Consider the following 15,795-nt stretch of genomic DNA (forward strand, 5'->3'; position numbering starts at 1 on the left):
GTCGTGTTCCGCCCTCGACCTGAGGGCGACACCATGAGAGCCGAACGTGCGATGGAGCAAGATGGGCTACCCAGCACAATCTCCGATGCAATCGCAATGGCATCAGAACGCACCACGCCTGAACCTGGACGAAAAGTGCGCGGGTCATTGCACTTGCCCGCCTATGAGCTCACAACACACGAGCTTCCCCCGGGCTATCAGTTTGAAGCTTGGCGCAACAATTTCGCACCCATGCTCGAATTCGATGAGCCCGATGATGTGACCGTCGGCTTTGGCGGCAAACAAGTGATTTGGGACCTCGGCTGCCTTGCCTTTTCCCGGATCAAGACAGATGCATTGGGATTCGCCAGCCTGCCCGGACATACGCGGCGGGATCCCCTCGATCACTGGACATTGACGATGTTACTGTATGGGAAGGTGACCACGATCGCGCCAAACAGGACGTTTGAGGGCAGCGCAGGCACGGTGCAGGTCCATCCACTCGGCCGGACCTTCGAAGGGAACGTCACCAACAGCGAAATGCTGATGTTGTTCGTTCCCCGTGATTTCGGTAGTGAGGTGACGGCTGCCTTGAATGCCGTAGAATTCTCCACTCTCGCTACCGGGATGGGCCGGCTGTTCTCCGACTATATGATTGGCCTCGCCAAACGGCTGCCGATCATCGATGAAGCTGAACTTCCGGCGCTGGTGGCTGCGACGCGAGCGATGATCCTTGCTTGCGCTTCGCCCTCTGGAGACCATATCGAGGAGGCGCGCGAGCCGATTGCAACAGTCCTGATCGAAAAGGCGCACCGCATCATCCAAGCCAGATTGTTCGATCCGACGCTTGGAGCCGAGACCTTGCAGCGCGAGCTTGGCGTTTCGCGCTCGCGGCTCTATCGCTTGTTCGAGCCGTTTGGCGGCGTCATGCATTACATCCAGCATCGACGTCTGCTCGATGCCCATTCGGCACTGACTGACCCGAACGATCAACGCCGTATCATCGAGATCGCCGAGCAACGCTGTTTCAACGATGGAACGGAATTCAGCCGCGCCTTCAGGCGCGAGTTCGGTTGTAGCCCCACCGACGTCAGGAATGGGCAAAGGGCCGGCCCGCCGTATAGGCCCACAGCCGACCTTATGGCGTATGCGCCGCAAGAGCGGTTCGGCGTGCTACTGCGCCGGCTTCACGGCTAAGGATGGGACGACAATCGCTTCTGGATGGAGCGATCAATGTGCGGGGGAATTCACATGCAAAGTAACGTTAGGTCGCTAGTTATCTTTGGTGCAATTTTCATAACAGCTGCGATCATCTATTTTGCTGTGTCGATGGTTTGGTAAGCCTGGTTTGCTGCCCCCCCTAAAGGAAGGTTAGGACCGCGCGGCCTTGGCATCGCAAACAGGTTGTCTTGCCCAGATAATGGGACAGATTAGGAAAAATCGTGATGAAACTGTCGCGGAAGTTTCCGGCAAAATACGGGCCTGTCGCTATCCAGCTGCAGTCGGGACAGTGCGCTGGAACAGCTGGCACTCAATACCCATTGGAGGCAGATCGGCAGCACAATGCGCCAGAGCAATGGCCGCGTCGTGGATATGCGCCGCATCAGACGGTAATTTGTCGGGGGATATGATGAGAAAACTTAGTATCACAAACTCTGCCCTATGGGGGCTTGTCCTTGGATGCTTATGTATGGCAGCGATAGTTATCTTTACGGGCAGAGCGCGCAACGTGCCGATGGCCGGTTACCTGATAGACCTGCTCGGAGGCGCTGTGGCCGGAGCCGGCTCGTTCTCCCTAATATCGTGGATCCACAATTTGATCATGCGCGCAAAATAAGCACCAAAGTGCCAAAATCACACCATTCGCGCCTTCCTTGGCCGCGAACAGAGCTAACGGCGGCACGGAGCCCGATAGCGTTGACCAAAACGATTTTCAAACGTGCAGTAGCGACGGTCATTGTTTGCTGTTGCTGCACCGACGACGACGCCCGTGCCTGCACCGATCGCAGCGCCGGTCAGTGCGCCTCGCCCACTACCTGTGATTGCACCGCCTGCCAACGCGCCCAAAGCAGCACCACCGGCACCGTAACCTGCAACCCGCCTTTCATTCGTCGTGCAAGCCGCAACTGAAAGTGTCATAAGACCGGTGACTGCAACCATGGAAAGTTTTCTCAACATGGATGTATTTCCCTTTCAAAGGCGGACTTGGTCCTTATTATTCCCCGAAACGCTTAACCGATGCGGCGTAGGTCCACCACGCGGCCATTGTGCCGATTGACGACGACCTCGAACCGATTGTCGCCTCGCCACGCGCGGTAAACGAAAAGTCGATTGCGACAATCCACGCGCCAAACATCATGGAAGCCGCGAGCGCGCAGGCGGTCTACGCCCGTCTGACAAACGATCGGCCTTCCCCTATTGAGACTGGTGCCGATGCTGACACCGATGGCAGCTGCTTCGGCTGTGCCTGGCATTCCCGCCGAGGATATCAGCAGACTGAAGGCAAGGCCCAGTGATGCAAGCGCAGATCGTCGCAAGTTGACCACCCCATCACCAACGTTCGCCAATGGTCTGCCAGCTGTTCCTCTTGGCGAAAATCTAGGCTTTCCAACGCGGACCGTCATCAGCGAAAATTCCGAAACTTTGCTTTCGGTCTCTTTTTTGGAAGAAGCGGAAGGCCATTTGCGCAAAATGCATCTCTGAGTTTGGCCTCGACAAGCTTGATTGCAATGAAAACGAACCTGAGGAGCGCGGCAAACTCAATGCTGGCCCCAGCTTACGCAGCCAAGGCGGCCAGTTGAGTAGCAACAAATGTTTGGTTGACCGTGGGGCAACGACAAGCGGATATAACGGGTAGAAAACCATGGGAGGGTCTTTACTTGACGCTACGACACCAGATCATCGCGCTTGCGATCGTCCCGCTGGTCATTGCGATTTTGGCCATCACCACCTTCATCACCTGGCAATCGGCAAATCTTGCAAGAAACAACATCGCGACATTCGAGCAAAATATGCTGAAAGCCAAAGAAGGAGAAATCCTTAACCTGACCCATCTGGCTTTGTCCGCCATCGAAGGGGCCTATCGAGATGCCGGACCCGACGATCAAGCTGCCAAGGAAAGAGTGGCGACAATCCTGAGCTCACTCGACTATGGCAAGGACGGATATTTCTTCGTTTATGACTACGCCGGCAACAACATTGTCCATCCGCGCCAAAGCTTCCGTCACGGGCGCAATTGGCTCGGGCTGACGGATCCGAACGGAGACAAAGTCATCGCCGAACTGATCACGACGGCGAAGGCGGGGGGCGGCCTGCATCAATATAAGTGGCAGAAACCATCGACCGGCCAGATGGCAGACAAATTGTCCTTCGTCATCAGCCTCGACAAGTGGAATTGGGTCGTGGGGACCGGCGTCTACCTTGACGATGTCGTGGCGCAGACCGCCGCCGCAAACGCCAGCATGCGCGCCAACATAAAAAGCACCTTCGTGATCGTCGCGCTGATCGCCGTTCCCTCGGTACTCGTCGTTTTCACGACCTGCATGTTCTTGACCTTCCACGAGCGGCGCATGGCCGATGGTAGGCTCAAGGAGTTGACCCAGCGGGTGATCGATACCCAGGAAGAGGAGCGCGCGCGCTTAGCCCGCGAACTGCATGATGGCATTTCGCAGAACCTCGTCGGCGTGCGCTATGCCATGGATCTCGCCAGCCGGAAGGTCAGGACCCATGTCGATGACGCGGCGCTGACCATCGATCGGGGCGTCGAGGCGCTCAATGGCGTGATCAAGGAAATCCGCAGGCTGTCACATGATCTTCGACCTCGCGTGCTTGACGATCTTGGCCTGACAGTTGCGCTCGAAGCCCTCTGCCATAATTTCGCAGAACGGACGGGGATCGAGACGAAAATCGAGGCTTCGGGCTTCGCCGATATGTTGAATCCCGAAGCCAGCACTGCCCTCTATCGCGTCGCACAGGAAGCGTTCAACAATGTCGAGCGGCATTCCGGCGCCACACGCCTTGCCGTCAGGCTCTGGAGCGAGGGTGGTCGCGCGCGCATGACGATTTCCGACAACGGTACCGGCTTCGAAGGCAACAAGTACGGTACCGCAGAAAAAACCGGTCTTGGGCTTCGCAATATGCAGGAGCGGATGGCGCATTTTCGCGGCCTGCTGCTGATCGACAGTCGCTCGACCGGCACGACACTGACTGCGATGCTGCCAAAATCAGCCAATAGGGGGGACCGCCAGCGGTCCGTTGCCGCATGAGCGAGCACCACGTGATCAAGGTATTGCTGATTGACAACCATCCGCTGGTTTTGGATGGCCTGAAGGCTGTGCTCGAGACGTTCGGCCATATCGAGGTCGTCGGTACGGCCAACCTTGCGCAAGCCGGCTTGGCCATAGGCCGGCAGACCCGGCCTCAGGTCGTGCTAATGGATATCAATATGCCGAAGCTGAGCGGCATCGATGCGATCGAACTCTTCAGAAAGGAGCTGCCGGAGGCGCACATTGTTATGCTGTCGATGCATGACAGCCGTGAATACATATCGTCCTCTGTCATGCATGGCGCATCGGGCTACATCCTCAAGGACGTGTCCACGGACGAGATCATAACCGCCATCGAGACCGTGGCCGACGGCGGGAAATACTTCTCGTCGGGCGTCTTCGACGTGCTGATGGAGCGCGGGACGCAGGACCAGTTAGATCCCCTGACGCCGCGTGAGCGGGACATTTTGAGCCTGATCGTTGCCGGCAGGAGCAACCGGGAGATCGCCGAAGCGCTTGGGATCACATCCGCCACGGCCGAGACGCATCGCAAGAATCTGAAGAAGAAGCTCGGCATCGCGACGACCGCGGGCCTTGTCCGCTATGCTCTCGATCACGGGATTGCAGCGAAAACCGGCTGAATCTAGCCTACCCACTTCTGGGTAGACCCCTTTATTTCCGAGCCGCTTCCATCTTGTCGGGACAAAACCGGGGCCATACAGCTTTATCACGGCTGGCCGCACAAGGGCGAACCGTTGGGAGGAATTCACTGTGTTTCACACCCTGCGCGAATGGCCGCTATGGGATCCGGAACCTGCCGGAATCGCGCATGGGAAGCCGTCCGCGGATGTCCCCATGGCTGACGACGGTGTGCTCTACCTTCCACGCGACAACTGGAACACGTGCTCGCATAGGGCGCCTGAAAGGTAACTCGATATGGATAAAATACTGCGCAAGGCGGTCCCCTGGCTGCTCGTCATTCCCTATATAGGCCTTCTCTGGCCGCCGTTCTACAATGTCCGCGAGCCGGCCATGTTCGGCTTTCCCTTCTTCTACTGGTATCAGCTTATGTGGGTGCCGATCACCGCGACGTTGACCTGGATCGTCTATCGGAGCACGCGCCATGACGACTGATATCAATGGCACGGCGCTCGCCGTCTTCATCTTCTTCTTCGTGTTTGTCACGGTGTTAGGGTTTGTCGCTGCCCGTTGGCGCAAGCCAGAGACGCTTGCCCATATCGATGAATGGGGCCTTGGCGGGCGCAGCTTCGGTACCTGGATCACCTGGTTTCTGGTCGGTGGTGACTTCTACACCGCCTATACCGTCATCGCCGTCCCGGCGCTCGTCTATACGGTCGGAGCATATGGCTTCTTCGCGCTGCCCTACACCATCGTCGTCTATCCCTTCGTCTTCATGGTCATGCCGGTCCTCTGGAAGCGCGCCAAGGATTTCGGCTATGTGACAGCCGGCGACGTCGTTCATGGCCAGTATGGATCGCGCGGCCTCGAACTCGCCGTAGCGGCAACCGGCGTCATCGCGACAATGCCCTATATCGCCCTTCAGCTCGTCGGCATGACGGCGGTCCTGAAGGCCCTCGGGCTACACGGCGAGCTGCCGCTTGCGATCGCCTTCATCGTTCTGGCGCTCTATACCTATTCGGCGGGCCTGCGCGCCCCGGCATTGATCGCCTTCGTCAAGGACATCATGATCTATATCGTAGTGATCGCCGCCGTCGCGCTCATTCCCTCGAAGCTCGGTGGCTACGCCAATGTCTTCGCCTCCGCCGATGCCGCCTTTCAGGCCAAGGGCTCCGGCAGCTTGCTTCTCGGTGGCGGCCAATATGTCGCCTATGCGACGCTCGCCCTCGGCTCAGCGCTTGCGGCTTTCATGTATCCGCACACGCTAACAGGGATCTTTGCCTCAAATAGCGGAAAGACGATCCGCAAGAATGCGATCATGCTGCCGGCCTATACGCTGCTGCTCGGCCTTTTGGCGCTGCTCGGCTATATGGGGCATGCCGCCAATTTGAAGCTCGACAGTGCGAATGATGTCGTTCCGACCCTGTTCAAGACGCTCTTTTCGGGCTGGTTTTCGGGCTTCGCTTTCGCGGCGATCGCGATCGGCGCCCTGGTTCCGGCCGCTGTCATGAGCATCGGCGCCGCCAATCTCTTCACCCGCAATTTCTGGAAAGCCTATGTCAATCCGGATGTGAGCAATGCCGGTGAAGCCAAGGTCGCGAAGGTCACCTCGCTGGTGGTGAAGGTGGGCGCTCTCCTCGTCATCCTCTTCCTGCCGACGCAATTCGCCCTTGACCTGCAATTGCTTGGCGGTATCTGGATCCTACAGACGTTTCCGGCCCTGGTCTTCGGCCTCTACACCAACTGGTTCCGTGCGCCCGGCCTGCTCGCTGGATGGTTCGTGGGCTTTTTCGGCGGCACTTTCCTTGTCTGGGATGCGGGCTGGAAACCGCTACACCTGGTGAGCCTCGGCGGCGAACCTTTTACCGTCTATATCGGATTGCTTGCGCTCGCGGCAAACATCGCCGTTGCGGTGATGATCAACGCCGTCGTTCCAGTAAGGACCATCGTTCGAGCTTAGGCCGGCGTGTCTCAACGGCTGCGGCCCTCTCCCTGCGAGAACGGGGAGAGGGAATCCGTTTTGCTCCGAATTCCTGAATTCCTATCGTCCGTTCTTCTGTCGCCAAGCGGCAAAATCGGTCTTCGGTTTTTCGCTGGTGGCTGGGTAAAGCCCGATGATCGTTGCGCCACTCATGACCTGCTCTGTGACAAAATCTTCATAGGCCGTCATCTCGACCGTTTCGTCTGCAATCTCGTCGGCGAGATGGGCAGGAATAACGATCACGCCTTCGTTGTCGCCGACCAGCACATCACCCGGAAATACAGCGACATCGCCGCAACCGATCGGCACGTTGATATCACAAGCCTGGTGATGGGTTAGATTGGTCGGAGCCGAAGGGCGATTGTGGTAGGCATGAATTGTCAGGTTGGCGATTTCGGGACTGTCCCGGAAGCCTCCATCGGTGACGACACCTGCTACGCCCCGCACTTGCAGTCTTGATATCAATATGGAGCCAGCGGAGGCCGCGCGCGCATCCTTGCGGCTGTCCATCACGAGGACTGCTCCCTCGGGACATTGCTCTACCGCAGCGCGCTGCGGATGATTGGGGTCTTTGAAAACCTCTATCGTGTTTAGATCTTCGCGGGCCGGAATGTAGCGCAGCGTGAAGGCCTGTCCTACCATGTTGGCTTTTTTTGCTGAAAGCGGGCGGACATCCTGGATGAACTGATTGCGTAGCCCGCGCTTGAACAGCGCCGTTGCAATCGTTGGCGTAGCGACGCCCATCAGCTTTTTGCGCGTCTGTTCGCTAAGATCGTAGATAGTCATTGGTGATTGTCCTTATGTGTCAATAGATATCTGGCTCAGGAGCGGAGCGACCAAATTTTGTTTCGAGAAAGTCGAAATCGGCGCCGGTGTCGGCCTGACCCACGTGTTTGGCAAACATCCAGCCGTAGCCGCGACCTGCCTTGTCGGCAGGCTTTTGCCACTCAGATCGGCGACGTTCGATCTCGCTGTCATCTACCAGCATGTCGATCCTGCGCGCTCTTAGGTCGAGCCGCACGATGTCACCCGTTTTCAAAAGGGCCAAAGGCCCACCGATATGCGATTCCGGCGAAACATGCAGGACGCATGCTCCATAGCTGGTGCCGCTCATGCGTGCGTCCGAGAGGCGAAGCATGTCGCGGTGTCCCTTCTTGAGTAGGGCCTTCGGCATCGGCAACATGCCCCACTCGGGCATGCCCGGCCCGCCTTGCGGCCCCGCCCCGCGCAGTACCAGGACGTGATCCGGCGAGACATCGAGATTTTCGTCGTCGATTGCTGCCTTCATCTCGGGATAGCTGTCGAAAACCAATGCCGGGCCCTGATGTTGATGCAGCCTTGGATCGCATGCCGCCGGCTTTATGACCGCCCCGGTCGGCGCAAGGTTGCCTTTGACGACCGCAAGCGATCCTTCCTGGTAAACAGGGTTGTCGAGGGACCGGATGACATCATCGTTAAAGCATTTTGCCCCTTCCAGCGTTTCGCCTAGCGTATGCCCGGAGACCGTGAGCACCGAAAGGTCGAGCCTCGATGAAAGTTTTGCCATGAGCGCGCGTAGACCGCCGGCATAGTAGAAATCTTCCATCAGATAGGTATTACCGGTTGGCCGAATGTTTGCGAGAACCGGGGTCGTGCGACCTGCACGATCCAGATCGTCCATCGTCAGGTCGACACCAGCCCGGCGCGCCATTGCGACAAGATGGACGATGGCATTGGTCGAGCACCCGGTGGCCATGGCGACAGCCACGGCATTGCGCACGGCTGCTTCCGTCAAAATCTTGTCGGGCACGAGGTCCTCCCAGACCATGTCAATAATCCGTCGTCCCACAGCGGAGGACATGCGGATATGGTTGGAGTCAGCGGCAGGAATTGAACTCGCGCCCGGCAACGTCAAGCCCAAGGCTTCTGCGATCGCCGTCATCGTGCTTGCCGTGCCCATGGTCATACAGTGCCCATAAGACCGCGCGATACCAGCCTCGACCTCGACCCATTCGTCGGTCGACAGGTTGCCAGCCCGCCGTTCATCCCAGAATTTCCAGGCGTCCGAACCGGAGCCCAAAGCCTTTCCACGATAATTGCCGCGCAGCATGGGGCCTGCCGGCAGATAAATCATGGGCAGGCCAGCGCTCACAGCGCCCATCACGAGCCCCGGCGTGGTCTTGTCGCAGCCCCCCATCAACACCGCGCCATCGACAGGGTGGGAGCGCAACAATTCCTCGACCTCCATCGCCAGCATATTGCGATAGAGCATCGTCGTTGGCTTGACGTAGCTCTCCGACAATGAAAGCGCTGGCAGTTCCAAGGGAAACCCGCCGGCTTGAAACACACCGCGCTTCACATCTTCAACGCGGTGTTTGAAGTGTGCATGGCAGGGATTGGCATCCGACCAAGTGTTGAGGATCGCGATGACGGGTTTGCCTGCCCATTCCTCTGGTGCATAACCCATTTGCATCGTTCTTGATCGATGACCCGAACTGCGCAGATCGTCGGGAGCGAACCAGCGGGCGCTTCTCAATGTGTCCGGGGTTTTCTTCATTTTCGTTGCTCTGCCTTGGATGTCATGGATAGCGACAGGAATGAACTACTCATTCCTTCATGCCCCATTTTTGTATCGTGTGACGCTCTATGGTCTGAAAGACCAGATTTTCGACGATGAGACCAATGATGATCACCGTGAGGAGCCCGGCAAAGACTGCAGGAATGTCGAGGAGATTGCGGTTCTCAAAAATAAACCAGCCGAGCCCGCCCTGTCCCGAGGAAACACCGAATACGAGTTCGGCGGCAATCAGCGTACGCCAGGCGAACGCCCAGCCGATTTTCAGGCCGGTCAAGATGGACGGAAACGCGGCGGGAACGAGAATGCGCATCACATAGGATAGGCCGGTCAATCCATAGTTGCCTCCGACCATGCGTAGCGTTCGCGACACGCCGAGAAAGCCCGCATGGGTGTTGAGCGCGACCGCCCAGAGCACTGAATGGATAAGCACGAAGACAAGGCTGGAAGCGCCGAGCCCGAACCAAATCAAAGCAAGCGGCAATAACGAGATGGCAGGCAACGGATTGAACATTGCTGTCATTGTTTCCAGAAAATCGGTGCCGATGCGTGTGTTAATGGCAAGGATTGTCAGAATGGCCGCTAGTACAGTCCCTGCCACATACCCCGTGATCAGCACTTGAAGCGTCGTCCAGATACGCGACGGCAATGTGCCATCGACAAAACGATCATAGAGAGTGGTCAGCGTGTCGCTGAGCGTTGGGAAAAGCAGGGGATTGTCGAGATAGCTTGCATAGACCTGCCAAATGACGGCGAGGAAAATAATCAACACCGTCTTGCGCACAGCGCTGATGCCCCAGATGAGTTCGAGGGAACCGAGCCGCTGCTCGACTTCGGCTACATTGGCATGCTGCCTGTTCGTCGTGACGTCAGCTGCAAGAATTAATTGCGGACTGGTCATGATCGTCACTCCCTGTGGCCTGGCTCGGAAAAGAGCAAATCGTGGATATCGCGTTCGAGTGCGGCGGCGCTGCCATCGTCCTGACGGGCATGATCGACGTCGATCACCTCAGCCTTCACGCGCCCTGGATGAGGTGACAACAACAGAATGCGGTTGGAGACTTTGATGGCTTCGGCAATCGAATGAGTGACGAAAATGACTGTGAACCTGGTGTCTTCCCAAAGCTGCAGTAGCTCGTCCTGCATCTGGCGTCGCGTCAGGGCGTCGAGCGCCGCAAACGGTTCGTCCATCAGCAGAATGTCGGGTTGCATCGCCATGCCGCGGGCTATAGCCACCCGCTGCTTCATTCCACCGGAAAGCGTGTGCGGATAGCTGTCCGTTGCCCGTGTGAGCTTTACTTTATCGATATACTCCCGGGCCCGTCCTTCCGCCTCCTTGCGCGGCAGCTTGCGCGCAACGATCAGTGGAAACATCACGTTTTCCAATACCGTCTTCCAAGGCAGAAGCTGGTCGAATTCCTGGAAGACCATCATGCGGTCGGCGCCTGGTTTCTTCACCGGACGTCCATTGATGTGAATGGAACCGCTTACCGGTGCCATGTATCCGCCGACGGCTTTCAATAGCGTTGACTTGCCGCAACCGGATGGTCCGAGAAGAACAAAGCGGTCCGATCGTTCGACCGAAAAACTGACGCCCTCCGTCGCCGTGACCAGCAGATTTGGGGTCTTGTAGCGAAGCGTCACTTTGTCGACGGTGAGGAGCGGCCCGCTCGCGCTTTGCACTGCTGCGGCACCGGGTGGCCCGGACCTAGGATCAATTGTTTGCTGCATGGCCTGTAACATAATGGCCTCCATAAGGTTTGAGTGGAAGGACCCCGCACCGGCATGCCAGGTCGATGCCATTCTACAGGATGTCAATTGCCGTTGAGGTCGGCCGATTCTGGCAGATAATAATCTGTCCATGCAGTTGGCATTGTCTTGAGCGTTCCAATCTTGTGCAGATGGGTTGCGAACTTCATCGTTCCCTGAGGATCAGTGCGAAACTCCATCATGTCCGGCTGCTCGATGATCTTCACCAGCGCATCGAGATCGGTTTTGTCACCGGAAACTTGCTTGTACGCGCTCAACGCGTCGTGCGGGTTCTTCTTGATCATCTCGATCGCTTCGATTGTGGCTTCCCGGACGGCCTTGATGATGACAGGATTTGTTTCGGCAAAGTCCGTCGTCGTGAAGAACGTCGCTTGCGTCAAAGGACCGCCAATGATGTCCTTGGAATTGACGACGATGTGGTTGCCAGCATCAATCTCAAGATACTGGAAAGGCGGTGCAGAAAAGTGACTGGCAACTTCGTGGTTCTTGTTTGCCAGTGCCGCCATGGCATCCGGGTGTCCGAGCTGCACCGTGTTTGCGTCGAAATGCTTGAGGTCACTATCTCCGAACATCTGACCTGCCGCCATTTGCAACAAGATGGCTTGGGTCGAAACCCCCACCGTTGGCACCGCGATCTTGTCGCTCGGACCGATGTCCTTCAGTGATTTGATCTTCGGGTCGCGCGAAACCATGATGACCGGTTGCGCCGAGCTGGTGATGATCCCTTTCACCTTGCCACGTGTTCTGTCCCACAGCAAAAGCAGGTTGCCCGTTCCAGTATTGACGATATCAACATTCCCGGAAAGGAGCGCATCCGTCTGCGCACCACCGCCGCTGAAGGTCCGCCAGTTCACGGTAACACCTTTCAGGCCATCTTCGGCCGCGTGCTTTTCGATAAGCTTCTGCGTTTCCATGACATGGCTCGCCAGGTAAAGGATGCCTGGCTGGCGGGTGATGGAGATATCAGTCTTCTCCTGAGCATAGCCAGACGAGCCTAAACCCAGAATGATACCAAGTGCGGCAATACCGCATTTAAACAATCGCATATTTTCCTCCCGGTGATTTCTCTGTGCCGTTGGCACAAGGGGCGACGATCCTCCGACTTCGCTTATTTCATTAAAGCACTAATGCATCAGTGCATCAACTAAATAATTGTGGTACTACAATGGTGAGAGACAACGAGAGAGCAACAATCATGAGTGGCAGGGTGCAAAAGAGCGTGCTGGATCGGACAAGGCAGGTCGCCCATCAAATCCACGAAATATTGAGAGACCGTATTCTCTCCGTCGAACTTGTACCGGGAACAATACTTTCCAGGGCATCACTCCAAATGGAATTTGGGGTCAGTCAGACCCCTGTCCGGGACGCGCTGATGCGCCTCGAGGAGGAGGCTCTCGTTGAAGTTTATCCCCAATATGCCACGGTCGTTGCAAGGATCGATATCGATCACGCAAGGCAAGCGCAGTTTCTCCGGCTCTCGATTGAACTCGAAGCCGTTCGTCGCCTGACCACGGCGTGTCCGGCCCAAATCGCCGCAGAACTGGGGGAATTGCTCGCAAGGCAGCAGCAAGTCGCCTCCCCGCAGACATATGATCTGTTCGATGCGCTGGACAAGGACTTTCACCGGAAGATCTATGAGCGTGCTAACATCCTCAATCTTTGGACGACAGTGCGTCGCCAGAGCGTCCATCTTGACAGGCTGCGTCGGTTGAATCTGCCGATGCCGGGCAAAATGCAGACTGTCCTTGAGGATCACCAACAGATCATCAGTGCGATACAATCGGGGCGTCCGGAGGCCGCTGAAATCGCGCTTCGTAAACACTTGTCTGGGACGTTATCCATTATCGATCTTATCAGCGATCAATTTCCCGACTATGTCCGCAGGTAAAAGGGCCGCATGCCGGCACGACCGGAGCTATCGACGTACGCGCCGACGCCGCTCCCCTGTCTCCTTCCTTTTTGAAGCCGTCGACTGTGTAGTCCCAATTTATTAGATACGCACTAATCTCTCTGGTGTAAGATATCCATCACAGGCCGCTGATTGCCCCAAGCCCGGCGGTCAGTTTTCGGGAGGAGTTACAGAGCTTTAAACCCCAGAACGCCCACAAGCGCTTGCTCTGTGCTTCTCCCGCTCTTTTCCCGCGCGTCATCTTTGCCTTCTGGTTCCTTCGTTCTCCGAGGGCATTTGGTGGGGGTGTTTCACTGTTTACTTGGGATGCGTTCGACGCATCCGCTGCACAAGTCCTCGACCATGTCGCATACTTCGCCGGATCGGCCTTCTTCAAGGCCGCCAGCTCAAAAGAGCGCTGATCATGCAGCCATTCCTGCGGATCGCTCCTGCCAGCCTTCGTCTCGAGGAAAGCCGCAAATTGGTGCTCCACCCACGCTCGTCTGCCGGCCTTGCAACGGCGCTGCGCCGATTGCCGGCTCCGGCACTTCCTCCGCCATGGGCCTAATCGAACAGCGCCTCTTCAGCGAGCTTATCGCTGGCCGAGTTGCGCCGCCGCACGATGATGGAACGCTGATGGGTCGCAGGAGAGCCCGCTGCGCGCGCTAACGTCTTCTCGTTATAGGAACCTCCGCCGTACCTTCGGCGCTCTACAATGGCGCTTGCCGCGCCAAAACGCGACGGACCGCACCGCATAACGCCCCGCCTCCTTCACCGCGCCTGACCTGGCTCGATACCCGGTCAGGCCAACCAATTCTGAGGTTTGGTCAACCAAATCGCGCAATTCGTCAATCGAACGATAGGCGGCGGGGCCCTGTCATTCCGCTGCCTCATCAAGGCAGTCTTCCGCGCCGTTGTCATTTTCGGCATCGTCGCAGATCAAGACATCGCCATGCCCCAGCTTTTGAGATCGCAAGTATCGCGACTTCGAAAGTCAGGAATTTCGCGATGAACCGTTACTTCAGAGATCTTTCGTCGTAGACGCAGGGTCCAGTTCTTGATCAGCTATTTTCGTGCTAAAATACTGAAAAATTGGAGACAATGTCTTGAAATAGGGAGGAAGAACATGGCTATTCAAGTCCCGACGGATTTCCGCCGCGTGATCGTTGCTGCGTCGGTGGGAAACGTCATCGAATGGTATGACTTCTACATCTTCGGGAGTTTGGCTGCGGTTTTGTCGGTCAAGTTCTTTGAGCAATCCCACCCAGTCGCAGCGTTGCTGAGTACAATTGCGTTGTTTACCGCAGGATTCCTGATCCGTCCGCTTGGTGCGTTCCTCTTCGGATGGATGGGCGACCGGGTCGGCCGCAAATACACGTTCCTCATCACGCTCAGCGGTATGGGTTTGGGCACGGGCGCGATCGGCTTGATCCCGACCTACGAGTCCATCGGTCTGACCGCTGCGTTCCTTCTCTTCGGGTTACGGATGCTCCAGGGCTTGTGCCTTGGCGGCGAGTATGGCGGCGCCATCACCTACGTCGCCGAACATGTCCCCGACGAACGCCGCGGCTACTACACCGGCTGGCTTCAGACCTCTCCGACTCTCGGGATCGTGGTATCGCTGGCCGTAATCATTGCGACGCGCACCTATTTCGGCAATCAAGTTTTCGACGCATGGGCGTGGCGCGTTCCGTTCCTGGTGTCTTTCCTGCTGGTAGCTGTCGCAATCTACATCCGGCTCCAGCTCCAGGAGACACCTATCTTCCAGCAGATCAAGGCTAAGGGGCAGATGACCCGAAATCCCTGGAAGGAAGCCTTCCTTAGCTCCAACATAAAATACGTTGGGATCGCCACCATCGTGCTGATCGGGCAAGGAGTGGTCTGGTACAGCGGCCAGTTCTGGGCGTTGTACTTTCTGCAGCAGGTTTCCAAGGTGGACCCGCTGAACTCGGCCTACATTGTGGGAGCCGCGCTGCTCATTGCAACACCGAGTTTGATTTTTTTTGGCTGGCTGTCCGACATTATCGGCCGCAAGCCAGTGATCTTGGGAGGCATGTTGCTGGCCGCGATCACGTATTATCCGCTGTATTTGTGGCTGGGAACCGTCACGCAGCCCGGCAACATCAACTATCCCATCGCGATCTTCATCATCTTCATCCTCGTTTGCTACGTCGGGATGGTATATGGGCCGGTCGGGGCGTTCCTAGCAGAATATTTCCCCGGAAGGATTCGGTACACGTCTGTATCGGTGCCCTATCACATCGGCAACGGCTGGGGTGGCGGATTGGTGCCGTTCATCACCTCGGCGGCTTTCGCGGCCACCGGCAGCATCGGCTACGCGCTGATCTACCCGATCGCGGTTCCTGCCGTATGCTTCATGCTCGCCCTCTTTCTGATGCCCGAGACCCGCAATATAAGCATCTGGGAGCCGATTGAGCCTAGAGCGTAACAAAGTCGCTCATCTGCGGGGCCTTTGTGAACGCCACATACCCTGTGTTGGGCGCGCCTTGCCAAAATCTCAAGGTCCGCCCGGAGCGCAACGCGGCTTTAACTAGCAAGAGAACGACATGGTGCGGGTGGGCTGTTGCTGACCGTCAGCTTCAACCAAGTGAAGTAACTTTTGGCGATTACAACGCCATAGTCGTGCAGTACCTGACATCCGCCTCGGAACCGTCCTCAGTTCAATTGTGCGTCCGGTCTTGCCGAAAACAGCTAACAG

General features: G+C 57.1%; 14 protein-coding genes. 8 read left to right on the forward strand and 6 right to left on the reverse strand.

All coding sequences use genetic code 11. The annotated features are described in order from the left end of the window. Positions 1 to 33 precede the first annotated feature (33 nt). The gene (locus tag AAAC48_RS18605) at positions 34 to 1,176 is read left to right on the forward strand and encodes an AraC family transcriptional regulator (RefSeq protein WP_340655610.1); all 1,143 of its coding nucleotides are present in this window, start codon (positions 34 to 36) and stop codon (positions 1,174 to 1,176) included. A gap of 693 nt (positions 1,177 to 1,869) precedes the next feature. Here AAAC48_RS18605 and AAAC48_RS18610 read toward each other — a convergent pair. Beyond that, positions 1,870 to 2,157, reverse strand: a complete 288-nt coding sequence (locus AAAC48_RS18610) for a hypothetical protein (protein ID WP_340655611.1) — start codon at positions 2,155 to 2,157, stop codon at positions 1,870 to 1,872. A gap of 89 nt (positions 2,158 to 2,246) precedes the next feature. Between AAAC48_RS18610 and AAAC48_RS18615 the strand changes: the two genes are divergently transcribed. The 5 genes from AAAC48_RS18615 to mctP all read left to right on the forward strand — a co-directional run bounded on the left by AAAC48_RS18615 (position 2,247) and on the right by mctP (position 6,843). Next, complete coding sequence (locus AAAC48_RS18615) at positions 2,247 to 2,495, forward strand: hypothetical protein (RefSeq protein ID WP_340655612.1); 249 nt, start codon at positions 2,247 to 2,249, stop codon at positions 2,493 to 2,495. 363 nt (positions 2,496 to 2,858) lie between these two features. Beyond that, a complete protein-coding gene (locus AAAC48_RS18620; RefSeq protein WP_340655613.1) occupies positions 2,859 to 4,244 on the forward strand; it encodes a cache domain-containing protein in 1,386 nt (461 codons plus the stop codon). Then, positions 4,241 to 4,885 carry a response regulator transcription factor gene (locus AAAC48_RS18625; protein WP_340655614.1) on the forward strand — a complete coding sequence of 215 codons (645 nt, stop codon included), beginning with the start codon at positions 4,241 to 4,243 and terminating at the stop codon, positions 4,883 to 4,885. Before AAAC48_RS18620 ends, AAAC48_RS18625 begins: the two co-directional genes overlap by 4 nt. Before the next feature lie 295 nt (positions 4,886 to 5,180). After that, entirely contained in the window at positions 5,181 to 5,378 is a 198-nt protein-coding gene (locus AAAC48_RS18630; RefSeq protein ID WP_340655615.1) for a DUF3311 domain-containing protein, read from the forward strand. Further along, complete coding sequence (gene mctP, locus AAAC48_RS18635; protein WP_340655616.1) at positions 5,368 to 6,843, forward strand: sodium:solute symporter family monocarboxylate transporter; 1,476 nt, start codon at positions 5,368 to 5,370, stop codon at positions 6,841 to 6,843. The genes AAAC48_RS18630 and mctP overlap by 11 nt, the downstream gene beginning before the upstream one ends. Before the next feature lie 81 nt (positions 6,844 to 6,924). On the opposite strand, the gene AAAC48_RS18640 is transcribed toward mctP, so the two are convergent. From AAAC48_RS18640 to AAAC48_RS18660, 5 genes are all read right to left on the reverse strand, one after another. After that, on the reverse strand, positions 6,925 to 7,650 hold the full coding sequence (locus AAAC48_RS18640) for a ribonuclease activity regulator RraA (RefSeq protein WP_340655617.1): 726 nt from the start codon (positions 7,648 to 7,650) through the stop codon (positions 6,925 to 6,927). A 19-nt stretch (positions 7,651 to 7,669) separates the two neighbouring features. Beyond that, positions 7,670 to 9,400, reverse strand: coding sequence for an L-arabinonate dehydratase (gene araD / locus AAAC48_RS18645; RefSeq protein ID WP_340655618.1), 1,731 nt, complete (start codon positions 9,398 to 9,400; stop codon positions 7,670 to 7,672). Between the two features lie 49 nt (positions 9,401 to 9,449). Then, a complete protein-coding gene (locus AAAC48_RS18650; RefSeq protein WP_340655619.1) occupies positions 9,450 to 10,319 on the reverse strand; it encodes an ABC transporter permease in 870 nt (289 codons plus the stop codon). 5 nt (positions 10,320 to 10,324) lie between these two features. Then, positions 10,325 to 11,161: an ABC transporter ATP-binding protein gene (locus AAAC48_RS18655; protein WP_340655620.1), complete on the reverse strand. Its 837-nt coding sequence runs from the start codon at positions 11,159 to 11,161 to the stop codon at positions 10,325 to 10,327. Between the two features lie 71 nt (positions 11,162 to 11,232). Continuing rightward, positions 11,233 to 12,234 carry an ABC transporter substrate-binding protein gene (locus AAAC48_RS18660; protein WP_340655621.1) on the reverse strand — a complete coding sequence of 334 codons (1,002 nt, stop codon included), beginning with the start codon at positions 12,232 to 12,234 and terminating at the stop codon, positions 11,233 to 11,235. A gap of 149 nt (positions 12,235 to 12,383) precedes the next feature. Between AAAC48_RS18660 and AAAC48_RS18665 the strand changes: the two genes are divergently transcribed. Continuing rightward, a complete protein-coding gene (locus AAAC48_RS18665; protein ID WP_340655622.1) occupies positions 12,384 to 13,076 on the forward strand; it encodes a GntR family transcriptional regulator in 693 nt (230 codons plus the stop codon). Positions 13,077 to 14,202: 1,126 nt separating this feature from the next. After that, positions 14,203 to 15,525, forward strand: coding sequence for an MFS transporter (locus AAAC48_RS18670; RefSeq protein WP_340655623.1), 1,323 nt, complete (start codon positions 14,203 to 14,205; stop codon positions 15,523 to 15,525). Positions 15,526 to 15,795 lie beyond the last annotated feature (270 nt).

This window comes from Phyllobacterium sp., from assembly GCF_037994405.1.
Classification (GTDB): Bacteria; Pseudomonadota; Alphaproteobacteria; order Rhizobiales; family Rhizobiaceae; genus Phyllobacterium.